This window comes from Streptomyces sp. HUAS TT7 (genome assembly GCF_051550175.1).
Classification (GTDB): Bacteria; Actinomycetota; Actinomycetes; order Streptomycetales; family Streptomycetaceae; genus Streptomyces.
Map to the genome: position 1 here is coordinate 8,603,871 of NZ_CP196175.1, position 14,001 is coordinate 8,617,871.

A 14,001-nucleotide genomic window follows, 5' to 3' on the forward strand; every position below is an offset into this window, starting at 1 on the left:
TCATCGGCGCCACCGCAGGGTGTCGTCGACGGCACCGGCCTCGGACGCCGCGCGCAGCACGGCGAGGCGGGTGAAGCGTCGCTCGAAGTCCTCCCGGGTCAGCCCGAACTTCCGGTAGGCGTCGGCGAGTTCGAGGGCGCCCTGCTTCACCGTCCACTCGCAGTCGAAGCCGGGCACCGCGGCGCGGTACCGGGAGAAGTCCACCCGGTAGGAGCGCGGGTCGGCGCCGGTCTCGCCGGTGATCACCACCTTCGAGCCTGCCACCGCCTCGGCGACCTGCTCGGCGATCTCGGCGACCGTGACGTTGTTGATCTCGCTGCCGATGTTGAACGCCCGGTCGTGCACCGCATCGCGCGGCGCGGTCAGCGCGGCCGCGAAGGCCCGTGCGATGTCGGCCGCGTGCACCAGCGGACGCCAGGGCGTGCCGTCGGACATCACCAGGACTTCGCCGGACAGCAGTGCGTGGCCCACCAGGTTGTTCAGCACGATGTCGGCACGCAGCCGGGGCGAGAAGCCGAAGGCGGTGGCGTTGCGCATGAACACCGGGCTGAAGTCGCCGTCGGCGAGCGCGTGCAGGTCGTCCTCCACCCGCACCTTGGACTCCGCGTACGGCGTCACCGGGCGCAGCGGGGCGTCCTCGGTCACCAGATCGCCGCCGCCGGCGGCGCCGTAGACGGAGCAGGTGGACGCGTACAGGAAGCGCCGCACTCCGGCGTCCTTGGCCAGCCGGGCAAGCCGTACGGAGGCGTGGTGATTGATGTCGTACGTGAGGTCGGGCGCCAGCGATCCCAGCGGGTCGTTGGAGAGCGCGGCCAGGTGGATCACGGCGTCGAACCCGGCCACGTGGTCGGCCGTGACGTCGCGCAGGTCCACCCTTCCCCAAGCTCTCGGCTCCGCTTGAGCAGGGGATACCCCAATCCCCGGCGGGTCCGAGGGCGGTGGGCCAAGGACGCAGTCGGCGAACAGGCCGGAGTCGAGGCCGACGACCTCGTGCCCGGCGGCCGTGAGGACCGGGGCCATCACGGTGCCCAGGTAGCCCTGGTGTCCGGTCAGCAGTACGCGCAAGGTTTCATCCCCCCAGATTGAGCGTGAGTTTGGTGACGGCGAACGCCTCGGCGTAGCGCGCGTGGCATTCGATGCCGCGGATCCGGGCAAGGCCGAGGAAGGCTTCCCGGTCGTACCAGGGCCGGTGGCGCTGCGAGGGATAGTGCTCCTGCAACAGCCGCACTTTCCGTTCGGCGATCTCCGTCGACAACGGCTGGTACGCCGCCGGACGGCCGAGATCGCCGTCCCACTTGACGATCTCGTAGCCGAGAACGAGGTGGTCGCGGAACGCGGTGGTCACCAGCTTCGCCAGGCCGCGGTGGTCCTGGTGCGCGTCATCGGTGCGCGGGGCGAGGACCAGATCCGGCTCGGTCTGCTCGCGCAGTTCCTCGACCGCTGCCTTGGCCTCCTCCCAGTGCGCGGGCATCCGGCCGTCCGGCAACTTGAGTACGGTCAGCCGCAGTTCGGCGCCCGGGCAGAAGGCGGCGAGCGCGGCCTGCTCCTCCTGCTCCCGCTCGGTGCCACCGCCGGAGAGCACCAGCGCGTCGATGCGGATACCGGGCCGCGCGAGGCACACCGTCAGGAGCGTGCCGCCGGCGCCGATGGCGATGTCGTCGCAGTGTGCTCCTACCGCGACGATCCGGTCCAGCCCGGCCCCGAGCCGGATCACGCCCTCGCTCCGGAGCTCGCGCCGTCCCGTTCCCACACGGCCCACGGGCGGTCGCCCCGGGCGTACGCGTCGTCGAGCGCGGCCCGCTCCTTCACCGTGTCGGTCGGCTTCCAGAAGCCGCGGTGCCTGTGCGCCACCAGCCGTCCTCGCTTGGCCAGTTGGGCACATCCGTCGGCGACCAGGTCCCCGTTCTCAGGGATGTGGTCGAAGACCTCCTGGCGGAGCACGAAGTAGCCGCCGTTCTCCCACAGCGGCAGTTCGCTCACCGCGGTGATGCCCCCCACCAGGCCGTCCTCGCCCAGCTCCACGCAGTGGAACGACGACTGCGGCGGCACCACCATCATCGACGCACCCGCGTCGCGCCGGGCGAACCGGTCGATCATCTCCGGCAGCGGGGCGTCGGTGAGCACGTCGGCGTAGTTGGCGAGGAACATCTCGTCGCCGTCCAGGTGGTGCCGCACCCGGCGCAGCCGCTCCCCGATCGGTGACTCGATGCCGGTCTGCGCGAATGTGATCGTCCAGTCGGCAATGTCGGTGGACAGCAGCTCGGTCTTCCCGCCCCGCAGCACGAAGTCGTTGGACGTCGTCTCCTCGTAGTTGAGGAAGAAGTTCTTGATGTGGTGGGCCCCGTATCCGAGGCACAGGATGAATTCCGTGTGCCCGAAGTAAGCGTAGTAACGCATGACGTGCCAGATCAGCGGCCGCGGGCCGACCATCGCCATCGGCTTGGGCACGTCGTCGGACGCCCCGCTGCGCATCCGCAGCCCATAACCGCCGCAGAACAGAACAACCTTCACGGCTTGACCTCGACAATGCTCAGTTCCGGGATGGGAAAGACCAGGCGGCCGCCCCAGTCGTGCACGAAGGACAACTGCTCGACCAGCTCGGCCCGCAGGTTCCACGGCAGGACGAGGACGTAGTCGGGCTTGTCGGCGGCTATCTGCTCGGGCGGCAGGATCGGAACGCGGGTGCCCGGGGTGAACCTGCCGTGCTTGTACGGGTTGCGGTCGACCGTGTACGGGAGCAGGTCGGGCCGGATGCCGCAGTGGTTGAGCAGGGTGTTGCCCTTGCCCGGGGCGCCGTACCCGACGACCGTCTCGCCGCGCTCGGCCGTCTCGATGAGGAACTTCAGAAGGTCCCGGCGCACCTTGGCCACCCGGGCCGAGAACTCGGTGTACCCGGACAGCTCCCGCAGCCCGGCGGCCTTCTCCCGGGCCAGCACGTCGGCCACCCTTCCCCCAGCTCTCGGCTCCGCTCCAGCAGGGGACACCCCGTCGGCCGGCTCGCCGGCGACCTCGTTCGGCCTGGCCCAGAGCCGGATGGAGCCGCCATGTGTGGGCAGCAGCTCGACGTCCACGAGGGTGAGTCCGCCGCTGGCCAGCGCCCGGATCGCGGACGCGACCGTGTAGTACTGGAAGTGCTCGTGGTAGATCGTGTCGTACTGGTTCTCCTCGATCAGGGTCAGCAGGTGCTGCACCTCGATGGAGACCCAGCCGTCGTCGGCGACCAGGGCGCGCAGCCCCCGGGTGAAGCCGACCACGTCGGGGATGTGCGCGTACACGTTGTTGGCCACGACCAGGTCCGCCGGGCCGTGCTCGGCGCGGACGGCCGAGCCGGTGTCCGGGCTCAGGAACTCCGTGAGGGTGGGCACACCCGCATCGCGCGCCGCCGCGCCGACGTTCACCGACGGCTCGATGCCGAGGCAGCGGATCCCCCGGTCCACCACGTGCTTCAGCAAGTACCCGTCGTTGCTTGCCACTTCGACCACGAAGGCGTCGGGACCGAGACCCACCCGCCGTACGGCATCGGCGACGAACGTGCGCGCATGCTCCACCCAGGAGGTCGAGTAGGAAGAGAAGTACGCGTACTGCGTGAACGTGTCCTCCGGGGTGATCAGCGGAGGGATCTGCGCGAGCCAGCAGTCGGTGCAGACCCGCAGGTGCAGCGGGTACGCAGGTTCCGGCTCGTCCAGTTGGTCCGCGGCGAGAAAGCTCTCGCACGGCGGGGTCGCCCCCAGGTCGACGACGCTCTCCAGCGCCGCCGAGCCGCAGAGTCGGCATCGTGTCATCTGGTGCCCCCATTCCTGCTCGTGCGGGTGCCCCGCCACGAGCCAGCGTTTTCGTTCCCTGCCGGCGGCGCGCTTTCCCCGCCGCCGGACCGACCCGCGATCGCGGTGCGGTACCCCTCCACCAGGCGTTCGAGGCCGACGGCCGGGCTGAACCCCTGCTCGTAACGGCTCCGGGCCGCCCGGCCCATCTCCCGGTTGCGGTCCGGCTCGGCCGTGACCCGGCGCAGGCAGGACGCGAGCGAGGCCACCTCGCCCGGCCGGTGCAGCAGCCCGGTCACTCCGTCCTCGACGAGTTCGGCGAAGGCGCCGTGACCGGCGGCGACGGCCGGGACCCCGGCCGCCATCGCCTCCACGACCACCAGGCCGAACGCCTCCAGCCACGTCGAGGGAGCCACCACGGCGACCGACCGTGCGATGGCCTTCTGGCACTCCGCCGTGTCGTACAGGCCGACGTAGCGCACGTCGTCCCGGCCCGCTGCCCAGGCGATCACCTCTCGTTCCAGCGGCCCCGTGCCTGCGATCACGAGCGGCACGCCCACACCGCCGCCCGCCGCGATCTCGTCCCACGCGGCCATGAGCAGCCGCACGCCCTTGGCCTCCGCGAGCCGGCCGAGAAAGAGCACATGCTCGCCGTCGGCCGTTCGGCAAGTGCCGGGCTCCGGCACGAAGTTGTGCTTGACTGCGAGCCGCTCGGCCGGCATGCCCGCCCGCACCAGGACGTCGCGCTGCGCCGCGGAAATGCAGAAGAACCGCTCCACGCCGGACCACCACCGCCGCCGATTGACCGACAGGCTGACCGCGAGCGGCACCGTCGCAAGCCGGGAGTTCCGGTAGCAGCCGTGCCGGACGGCGGGCAGTGGCGCCGACCCGACGCACTCGGTGCACGGCCGGCCGTCCCGCTGCAGCGTGCCGGGCGGACAGATCTGGGTGTAGTTGTGCAGTGTGGCGACGGCGGGCACGTCGGCGTCGGCGCAGGCGGCGAGGACCGCGGGCGACAGGAGCGGGAAGACGTTGTGGATGTGCACTACATCCGGCCGCTCGGTGCGAAGGCGGGCGGCGAGTTCCCTGCGGACCGCCGGGTTCCACGGCACGAGCAGCGGCACCGCCGCCTTGCCCGGCAGTGACCGGGCGGCGATGTCGTCGCTGCGCCGCTCGAACACCTCGACCCGGTGGCCTGCCGCGCGCAGCAGCTCGGCCTCCTGGCCGACGACCTTGTTCTCCCCGCTCGGCTGCGCCGAGGAGTAGCGGTTGTGCACTACGAGGATGTGCATGCTTGAGGTCACCTCCGATCCTTGGCCCAGCGCGGGAGATGCCGCGGAGGGGCCCCGGACGTCGACAGGGGAGTGGCCGCGGCGGGTGCCGCGAGGAGCGAGACGGCCACGGCCAGATGCAGCAGATACGGCGAGGCGTCACCGAGGCCGGCCTCGGTGTACGACGCGATCGCGCAGTAACTGATCAGGAAGATCGCACAGGCCCTCGACAGCGACGGCGGCCGCAGCAACGCGACGCCGGCAAGGACGATGAAGATCGCCGCTACCAGCCCGATGCCGGTCAGACCTTGCTCGTTGTAGACGGCCAGCCAGCTGTTGTCGATCGGCAGCCCGCCGAACGACTTGTCGCCCAGGCCCACGCCGAACAGCTGCTCCGAGGTCGTCCGAGGGGCTGAGAGGAGGGCGTCCCAGACTTTTTCCCGACCGGTGAGGCTGGAGAAGTTCTCCTGGCTCTGCCCGCGCAGGAACCACGCCTGCAACGCGGAGTTGAAGCCCACCGCGGCCACGGCGGCGCACAGCACCGTCCAGGTGAAGAACCGGCGGGCCGCGGCGCTGGTCAGGACGAGTGAGCCGATCGCCAACGCCAGCCCGATGAACAGGCCGAGCGTGGCCGTCCGGGTATGGGTCAACGCGAGCAGGACCAAGGACGGCACGATGACCACCGCCGCGCTGGCCCTGTCGGTCCGGCGGCCCAGGACGAGCAGCACGGCGAGCCCGATGATCACCGCGGCGTACTGTCCGATCTGCGGCGGCGTGAGCGGCCACAACGCGCCGACAAGGCGCCCGCCGTAGAGGCCCGGCATCGCCGCGCCCGGTGAGACGACCAAGCCGGCGGCCACCGACGCGAGCACCGCGAAGTACATCCGGATGTGGTGCCGGACGAACGTCAGGCCGCCGTCCCACCAGCGGCTGAGCAGCCACAGCGTGCCGACGAACAGGGCAAGGCGCGTGCACCGGAACAGCGCGCCGAACCCGGACTCCAGGTGCGCACTGGAGATCACGCTCGGCACCAGCAGCAGGGTGAGCAGGAACAGGAAGGCGCCGGCTTGGATGCGCACCCGGAGATTGAGGGCGAGCGCCAGAGCGAACGCACCGACCAGTGAGCCCATGGTGACCAACTGGATGAGGGAGCGGGGCAGCGGGACGATGGTCTGCGCCCCGGCGGAGCCGAGCGTGTTGAGGACCAGCAACCCCCAGACGACGCCTACGGTCCTCGGTGTGCCGGCCGGGTGCGGTTCGGCGCCGAGCCGCGCGCCCGCCGTGTCCGGCCCGCCCGGCGGCCCACCGGACGTCAGGTTCCCGCCCATCTCAACCACCGGCCCGCGGGGCGAGGGTGCTGCCCGCGTCCTGCTGGTACGGCGTGGCCTGCCACTGCCCGAAGTCGAGCACCCGGCTCGGGTCGTGGGCGACGAATTTCCACGGTCCGACGTAGACGTTGTCGCGCCAGCGGTTGTTCTGCTTGAGCGTGACCGCCTCGGCCACCCGTTCGCCCTGGTACGGCGACCAGTCGGGGTAGGTGCCGTAGTTGGCCAGCAATGCCATGCGGTCGCACTTCTCCGTGCACTTGACGACGGACGTGTCAAGGACGAAGCGGTTGTCGTGGATGTCCACCCGCTGGGTCTTCCACCGGCAGTCGGTGTACAGCGGTGCGGCGGCGATCGAGGGCTTCGCGCACCGGTCGGGCTTCGGCACCAGGAGCGTGCAGTCGCCGGACGAGGTGTTGGCCGGGCTGTTGCAGAACCGGTCGGCGTTCTCCCACAGGGTGATGCCGGACCAGTTGTTCTCCAGCACGTTCCGGGAGATCTCGATCTTGTCCGTGCGGGCTTTCACCCGTGGCTCGCCGCCGGACTCCGACACGTAGACGGTCGGATAAGGGAAGGTGTCGCCGCGGTCGGCGTACTTGCGGCCCTCGACCCAGTTGTTCCGCAGGATCGTGTTGTTCCGGACGACCGCGTTGTAGCTGGTCTCGTAGATCAGCGCGGCACCGTCGTTGGCCTCAAGCACGTTGTTCTCGATGAGGAAGTCGTTGTTGTTGGTGTCCGCCCACAATCCGGTTCCGTGGTTGTCGTGCACCCAATTGCCCCGTACATCGGCGCCGTTGACGGCCCAGAACTTGACGCCCCCGGTGCAGCCGCAGCCCGGCTTCCGCCGCTCCCAGTCGTCGGTGTTGTTGGCCGCGATCTCGTTGCCCTCGACCACCAGGCCCGTGAGGGGGGCACCGGCCTTGTACGCGTTCATGCCGTACTGGCCGTTGCCGCGCAGGCAACTGGCGCGGACCTGCTGTCGGGCACCGGCCATCAGTCCGGCGCCGGAGTTGTTCTGGATCGTCGCGTGCTCGATCACCCACCCGTCGGCCGATTCGTGGTTGACCACGCCCTCGTCCTGCGGCGCGACGAATCCCTGGACGGTCAGGTAGCGGATGGTGACGTTGCGGGCGGCGCCGCCGAACGCGTACTGGTTGGTCTTCCGGCCGTCGAGCACCGCGCCCGGCGCGCCGAGGTAGCTGTCCCCCTCCTTGGGGATGACCTGGGCGTAGCGGTCCGGTTCGAGGGTGTGCTTGCCCGGGCGGAGCCAGAACGTGGTGTTCGGGGGGCTGCTCTTGGTCTTCGCGGCCAGGTCGCCGACCACCGCGGGGTCGACCGTCACCGCTCCGGCCGGCGCGTTCGCCGGCCCGGCCGCCGGCTTGGCGCACACCCGGGCCACGGACGTGGCGGGCACACCGGACGCGGAGGGCGTACCGGACGGCTCCGCCGGGGCGTCCGACGTGCTCGTACAGCCGGTCGCCGCCAGCAGGGCCAGCGCCAGAGGTGCCGCCGTCGACGCCCAGTGCCGCCTTTTGATCCCCACGCGCCCCCCCTAGCCGCGGAACTTGAGCACGGTGGTGAACCCCTGCGCGCCGTCGGCGAAGCCGGTGCCGACCAGCGTGGTGGTGGGTTCCTTGCGCCCGAAGCCGGGGGAGTACCAGCCCAGCGGAGGGTCCGTCTCGCCGCGGTGCGCCCGCCAGCACAACTGCCCGGGCAGGTCGAGCACCGCGGAGCGGTCCTCGCCGTCCCGGGTCCAGGTGAGCACTGCCCGGTTCTCCACGAGGTCCGCGTCGATCGCCGGGCCGAGATGGAACGCCAGCTGCACCGCCCGGCGCGGGCCGCGCACCTCGTCGACCACCCGCAACTCCTGACTCGCGGCAGTCAGCTCCACCTGGCGGCGGTGCACGGAGGGCTGGTAGCCGTCGTGCTCGGCACACCAGCGGGCCACCTGCTCGCCGGACGTGTCCGCGACCAGAACGCGGCTGCGGGCCTGCCGGGTCCACAGGAACGGGCCGCCGGAGACGGACTGGTCACCGCCGTCCAGCCGCAGGGTGTTGTGGCCGAGGGTCGACCGGAAGTACTGCCGCCATTCGGGCTGCCCGTGGTAGCAGAACGTCCCCGGGTCGGCGAGCACGTCGACCCCGTCGTGCCGGACCTCCACGGACAGCGCGTCCGCGTGGGCATGCGCGGCGATGGACAGGAAGCCGTGCGGACCGCCGTCGCAGCGGCACCAGATCTCCCCCGGACCGCGCAGGATGGTCATGCCCGCGTCGGCGAAATGAGCCGGCCGGCTGGCCGGGCGGGCGACGGACAGTGCGGTTCCATCTTTCGGGTACGGGCGGATCAGCGCGGCAAGGAGCGGGGTGCGTACATCGGTGCCGGCCACCTCCGGCCACCAGTCGAGCCGGCCGAACACCGCGTCACCGGTGGCCAGGAGCGAGCCCCAGCGGTCGGTGCCCGCGCCGTCCACGACCAGACCGTGCCCGTCGTCCGCGTCCCCCTGGCGCGGCGGCCGTAACCGGCCGTCCACGACGGCCGCGAGCGCGTCGGTCATCCGCAGCAGCACCCGCCGGACGGACTCGGGGACCGGCACGCCGGCGGCATCCGCTTCGGCCACCGCGGCCAGACCGAGCTCCAGCACAAGTCCGTGATATTCGGTGGCCAGCTCGCGGTTGAGGCCGGAGGCGAAGGTGTTGCCGCGCAGGTGCCGCTCCAGTGACCGCAGCGCGCCGAACCGCCAACGCGCCGAAGAGGGGAACCATCCGAACGAGCAGGCCGCTGCGAACTGTCCGGCGGTCTCGGCGATGACGTGGTTGTTCGCCGAAGACCCCCGGCTGGGGAAGGCGGCCAGCCAGCGCTGATGGTGCCAGATCTGGTTCACCGCCACCGGGTTGCCCTCGAAGAGACCGGCCGCGCCCGGCCAGCCGTCGAGCAGCCGGCGGACCCACACCCAGGAAAGCAGCCGGATGCCCAGCTCGATGCCGCTGATCCAGTGCACTCCGCGCAGCGGCGGGTTGGCCGCCCACCAGGACCTCAGGTGCTCGGCCACGCGCTCGGCGTACCGCTCGTCCCCGGTGACCGCGTAGGCGGCGGCGAGCACGGTGAGGTACTGGTGCCGGGACAGCTCCCAGATCTGTTTGATGTCCCCGACCTCGTCTTCGCTGCGGTACGGCACGTCGAAGGCGTAACCGGCCGGAGCCCGGCGCCCGGTCTTCGGGTCGCACCACCAGTCCGGGTCGGCCAGGTCGTCGCGGACCACCCCGAAGTACTCGGCGTGCCCGTACATCAGCCGGTCCGCCTCGGCGACGAGACGTTTCGCGGCGTCCGGGGGTATCGCGGCGAGCGTCCCGGCGGGCAGTACCGCGGTGAACCGGGCGCCGCTCACGCGCGGGCAGTCGGGCACCGACGACCGCCACCGCCGTCTGCGCACCGCGTCCCCCACCCGGCTGCCGACCTCCCGCGGCCCCATCCGGGAAAGGCGTCGCAGGTACCAGCCCGCGCTCATGGTCATCGAGCCCTCACCAACGTCACCGGCGCGCCGCCGGCCAGGGAGCCCTGCACGGCGAGGGTGGCCGACGTGGTGGTGGCAAGGGACTCCAGCGGCACCGGCATCGGCCCGCCGGTCCGCACGGCCTTGATGAACGCGGCCAGCTCGGCGTTCTGTCCCTTGTCCCTGGCCTTGGGCAGCCGCGAACTGACCCACTTCCTGGGCCCGTACACCGAGGCACGGACGAAGTCGTCGAACCGCAGCACCCTGCCGTCCGCGACGAGGTCGAGCGTCTCCTTGGGGAAGCCGGCCGCGCCGGTGGTGACGTAGCTGATGGTGGCGGTCGACCCGTCCGGGTAGCGCAGCACGACCTGCAGGTCCTCGTTGCCTGGCGTGGCGACCGCGTACACCGAGACCGGGTCGGATCCGAGCAGCCAGCTCGCCGTATCGATGAAGTGCCCGCCCTCGCCGGCGAACCGCGAGCCCTCACTGCCCTGCCGGAGGTACCAACTGCCGTGCTGCAGGCGGCCCGCGTTGACCAGGTAGCGCAGGCTCGCCGGACCGGTCCGGGTGCTGAACCGCTCCTTGGCCTCCCGCAGCAGCGGCGCGAAGCGGCGGTTGAAGCCCACCTGCAGCCGGTCGTTGCCGGATTCCTCCACTGCCGCGAGTACGCCGGTCAGCTCCTCCTCGGTGAGGGCAAGGGGCTTCTCCACGAACACCGTCTTGCCGGCAAGCAGCGCTCTGCGGGTCAGTTCGGCGTGCGAGCTGTGGCGGGTGACCACGCAAACCGCGTCGATGGACGTGTCGCCGAGCACGGCGTCGAGATCGGTGGTCGCCTCGGCGAAGCCGAACTTCCGCTGCGCGTTGGCCGCGGACAGCGCCGTCGTGGTGACGACGGTCGACAGCTCGACGCCGTCGCGCTGTGCCAGGTGCGGCAGCAGCATCGACGTCGCGTAGTTTCCCGCGCCGACGAACGCGAGCCGCACCGGCGACTTGGCGGCCCGGGCCGGGGCGGGAGCCCCGCCGCCGCGTCGCACCGCGGGCACTGCCACCGCCGGGGCTTCCGCTTCCCCCTTGTGGTCGGGGTACCGGAACAGCACCGCCACGGCTTTGAGGCCACCGTCCTTCAGGCGCTGGTATGTCTCGACTGCGTCATCGAAGTCGGCGATGTGGGAGACCAAGGGCTCCACGTCGACGCTGCCGCGAGCGAGGAGATCGAGGAAGCACGCCAGGTTGCGGCGCTCCGTCCAGCGGACGTAGCCGATCGGGTAGTCCCGTCCGTCGAGCTCGTACGCCGGGTCGTAGCGCCCAGGGCCGTACGAGCGGGAGAACCGGACGTCGAGCTCCTTCTCGTAGTACGCGTTCCACGGCAGGTCCAGGCGGCACTTGCCGATGTCGACGACCCGGCCGCGGTCCCGGCAGAGACGGGCGGCCAGCTCGACGGGCTGGTTGCTGCCGCCGCCGGCGGCCAGGAACACCTGGTCCACGCCGTGACCGGCGGTGAGTTCGGCGACGGCGGCCTCCACGGCCGCGGACGCGGGGTCGCCGCAGGCCGCGGCGCCCAGGCGTTCGGCGAGCTCGCAGCGCACCGGGTCGGGGTCGACCCCGACGACGCGGACCCCCGAGGCGGAGAGGAGTTGCAGCACCAGCTGCCCGATCAGTCCGAGGCCGATGACAAGCGCCACCTCGCCGAGCTGCGGCTCGCCTTGGCGGACGCCCTGCATCGCGATCGACCCGACGGTGGCGAAGGCCGCGTGCCGCGGCGCGAGGCCGTCCGGTACAGGGGTGTAGAGGTTCTTCGGCACCCAGTTCAGCTCGGCGTGCAACGCGTGCTCATTGCCGGCGCAGGCCACCAGGTCGCCGACCTTCACGTCGTCGATCCCCGAGCCGACCTGCTCGACCACCCCGCACAGCGAATAGCCGAGCGGTGTGTACGAGTCCAGCTTGCCCATCACCTTGCGGTAGGTGGCGGGCACTCCGTTGGTGGCCACGCTCTGCATGACCTTGGCCACCTGGTCCGGCCGGGAGCGGGCCTTGCCCAGCATCGACATGCCGGCCTCGGACACCTTCATGAGCTCGGTTCCGGTGGATATCAACGAGTAGGCGGTCCGGACCAGGACACCGCCCGGCTTGCACCCCGGTACCGGCACGTCGAGCACCGCCAGCTCGCCGCTCTTGTAGTTCTGCACGACCTGTTTCACCCGAACTCCTCTGAATTCCTAAGCCGTTAACCGAGTGCTCTGGCCGGACCCAGAGGTCGCGTCGCGATACCAGTACTCGAGGGTCAGCACGTGCCACAGTTGCTTGGAGAAGTCCCGCTGCCCGGCGGCGTCCTCGGCGACCATGCGCGCCAGCGCGTCGCGGCGCAGGAGCCCGGAGTTGACGAGCACGCCGTCGTTCACCACCTCGCGCACCAGGGGTGCCAGATCCCGGCTCATCCAGGCGCGCAGCGGGGCACTGAACAGGCCTTTGGGCCGGTACACGATCTCCCGGGGCAGGATCGAGGTGGCCGCCTCCTTGAGGACGGCCTTTCCCTGCCGTCCGACGACCTTGCGATTGCCGGGCACGGCGAACGCCGCCCTGACCACCTCGACGTCCACGTACGGCACCCGCACCTCGGTCGACGCGGCCATGCTGGAGCGGTCCGTGTACGCGAGGTTCAGGCCCGGCAGGAACATCCGGGCGTCGCCCAGGCACATGCGGTTGACGAAATCGTCGAGGTCGTTGTCCTGGTAGATGTCCGCGTGCTCGGTCAGCACGTCCTCGACCGTCCCGGCCAGGTCGGGGTCGACCAGGGCGAGCAGTTCGTGCTCGTCGTACATGGTGTAGCTGCGCCGGAACGCGGTCTCCTCCGGCAGATCCGCGAAGGAGAGGAACCGCTTCGCGAAACGCACCGACCGGTACCCGCGGCGGGCCGTGGCGACCGGCAGCCTGTCCACCGTCGCCGATATTCCGCGCCGCAAGGGCCTCGGGACGCGCTGGTAGCGCAGCGCGAGCAGGTTGGCCAGGTGCTTGCGGTAACCGGCGAACAGCTCGTCCGCCCCCATCCCGGAAAGCATCACCTTGACCCCCTCCTCCCGGGCGGCCGAGCAGATCAGGAAGGTGTTGATCGCGGCGGGGTCGCCGATCGGCTCGTCCAGGTGGTACGTCATCCGCGGCAGCAAATCGAGCACGTTCGGGGCGATCTCGATCTCGTGCAGGTCGACGCCGAACCGCTCGGCCACGTGCCGGGCATGGCGCAGGTCGTCCGGCATCGACTCGAACCTGGCGTCCTCGGCGCGGAATCCGATCGTGTAGGCGGAGATCCCGGGCCGGTCGCGGGCCGCAAGGGCGGTCAGATAGCTGGAGTCGAGACCGCCGGAAAGGAAGGTCGCCACGGGTACGTCGGACAGCAGGTGCTGCCGGGTCGACTCCTCGACGATGGCGGCCAGATCGGGCCGCTCGCCGCTCTCGGCCCGCGACCGGCCCTCGGCGGCGATGTCCTTCAGGTTCCAGTACCGGCCGCGCTCCACCCGGCCGTCGGGCCGGATCTTCAGCCAGCTTCCCGGCGGCAGCTTCTCCGCCTCGCGGAACGCGCACCGTGAATCCGGCACCCAGTAGTACAGCAGCGAGGCCACCAGCGCCGCTTCGTCCACCTGCAGTGACCCACCGGTGGCGGTGGCGAGCGCCTTGAGCTCGGAGGCGAACATCAGGCCCGCGCCGCGTCGGAGCAGGAACAGCGGCTTGATGCCCAACTGGTCGCGGGCCAGGACCAGTTCACCGGTTCGCTCGTCGAAGATCCCGAACGCGAACATGCCGCGCAGCCGGGGCAGGCAGTCCGTACCCCAGCGCCGCCAGGCCTCCAGGAGCACCTCCGTGTCGGAGGTTCCGCGGAAGCGCACCCCGGCTGCCGCCAGTTCGGCACGCAGCTCGGGCGCGTTGTACAGCTCGCCGTTGTACGTCAGGGCGAGTCCGCCCGAGACCATCGGCTGGGCGCCGGTCTCGGACAGGTCGATGATGGCCAGCCGGCGGTGGCCGAGGTGCACTTCTGCGTCACCGGCGGGATGGCTGTATCGGCCCGCCCCGTCCGGACCGCGGTGGGCGAGGGTGTCGGTGAGCCGGTCGGTCACGGCCTTCCCGTCCGCCCATCGGTAAGTCCCTGCGATGCCACACATGTT

At 70.9% G+C, this 14,001-nt stretch carries 10 protein-coding genes; all 10 read right to left on the minus strand.

The features are described from left to right. Genes ACSHXC_RS39175 through asnB form a run of 10 tightly spaced genes read right to left on the minus strand, consistent with a single transcriptional unit; the run spans position 1 to position 13,998 of the window. The gene (locus ACSHXC_RS39175; protein ID WP_438296092.1) at positions 1-1,065 is read right to left on the minus strand and encodes an NAD-dependent epimerase/dehydratase family protein; all 1,065 of its coding nucleotides are present in this window, start codon (positions 1,063-1,065) and stop codon (positions 1-3) included. Between the two features lie 4 nt (positions 1,066-1,069). After that, positions 1,070-1,714 carry a PIG-L deacetylase family protein gene (locus ACSHXC_RS39180; RefSeq protein ID WP_438296093.1) on the minus strand — a complete coding sequence of 215 codons (645 nt, stop codon included), beginning with the start codon at positions 1,712-1,714 and terminating at the stop codon, positions 1,070-1,072. Further along, a complete protein-coding gene (locus ACSHXC_RS39185) occupies positions 1,711-2,511 on the minus strand; it encodes a glucose-1-phosphate cytidylyltransferase (protein WP_438296094.1) in 801 nt (266 codons plus the stop codon). Before ACSHXC_RS39185 ends, ACSHXC_RS39180 begins: the two co-directional genes overlap by 4 nt. Further along, on the minus strand, positions 2,508-3,782 hold the full coding sequence (locus ACSHXC_RS39190; protein WP_438296095.1) for a methyltransferase domain-containing protein: 1,275 nt from the start codon (positions 3,780-3,782) through the stop codon (positions 2,508-2,510). The genes ACSHXC_RS39185 and ACSHXC_RS39190 overlap by 4 nt, the downstream gene beginning before the upstream one ends. Next, positions 3,779-5,053, minus strand: coding sequence for a glycosyltransferase (locus tag ACSHXC_RS39195; protein ID WP_438296096.1), 1,275 nt, complete (start codon positions 5,051-5,053; stop codon positions 3,779-3,781). The genes ACSHXC_RS39190 and ACSHXC_RS39195 overlap by 4 nt, the downstream gene beginning before the upstream one ends. Before the next feature lie 8 nt (positions 5,054-5,061). Next, entirely contained in the window at positions 5,062-6,360 is a 1,299-nt protein-coding gene (locus ACSHXC_RS39200) for an O-antigen ligase domain-containing protein (RefSeq protein WP_438296097.1), read from the minus strand. Position 6,361: 1 nt separating this feature from the next. Continuing rightward, positions 6,362-7,900: a right-handed parallel beta-helix repeat-containing protein gene (locus ACSHXC_RS39205; RefSeq protein ID WP_438296098.1), complete on the minus strand. Its 1,539-nt coding sequence runs from the start codon at positions 7,898-7,900 to the stop codon at positions 6,362-6,364. Between the two features lie 9 nt (positions 7,901-7,909). After that, positions 7,910-9,868, minus strand: coding sequence for an alginate lyase family protein (locus ACSHXC_RS39210; protein ID WP_438296099.1), 1,959 nt, complete (start codon positions 9,866-9,868; stop codon positions 7,910-7,912). Next, positions 9,865-12,045 carry a bi-domain-containing oxidoreductase gene (locus tag ACSHXC_RS39215; RefSeq protein ID WP_438296100.1) on the minus strand — a complete coding sequence of 727 codons (2,181 nt, stop codon included), beginning with the start codon at positions 12,043-12,045 and terminating at the stop codon, positions 9,865-9,867. Before ACSHXC_RS39215 ends, ACSHXC_RS39210 begins: the two co-directional genes overlap by 4 nt. Before the next feature lie 18 nt (positions 12,046-12,063). Beyond that, the gene (gene asnB, locus ACSHXC_RS39220) at positions 12,064-13,998 is read right to left on the minus strand and encodes an asparagine synthase (glutamine-hydrolyzing) (RefSeq protein ID WP_438296101.1); all 1,935 of its coding nucleotides are present in this window, start codon (positions 13,996-13,998) and stop codon (positions 12,064-12,066) included. Positions 13,999-14,001: the final 3 nt, after the last annotated feature.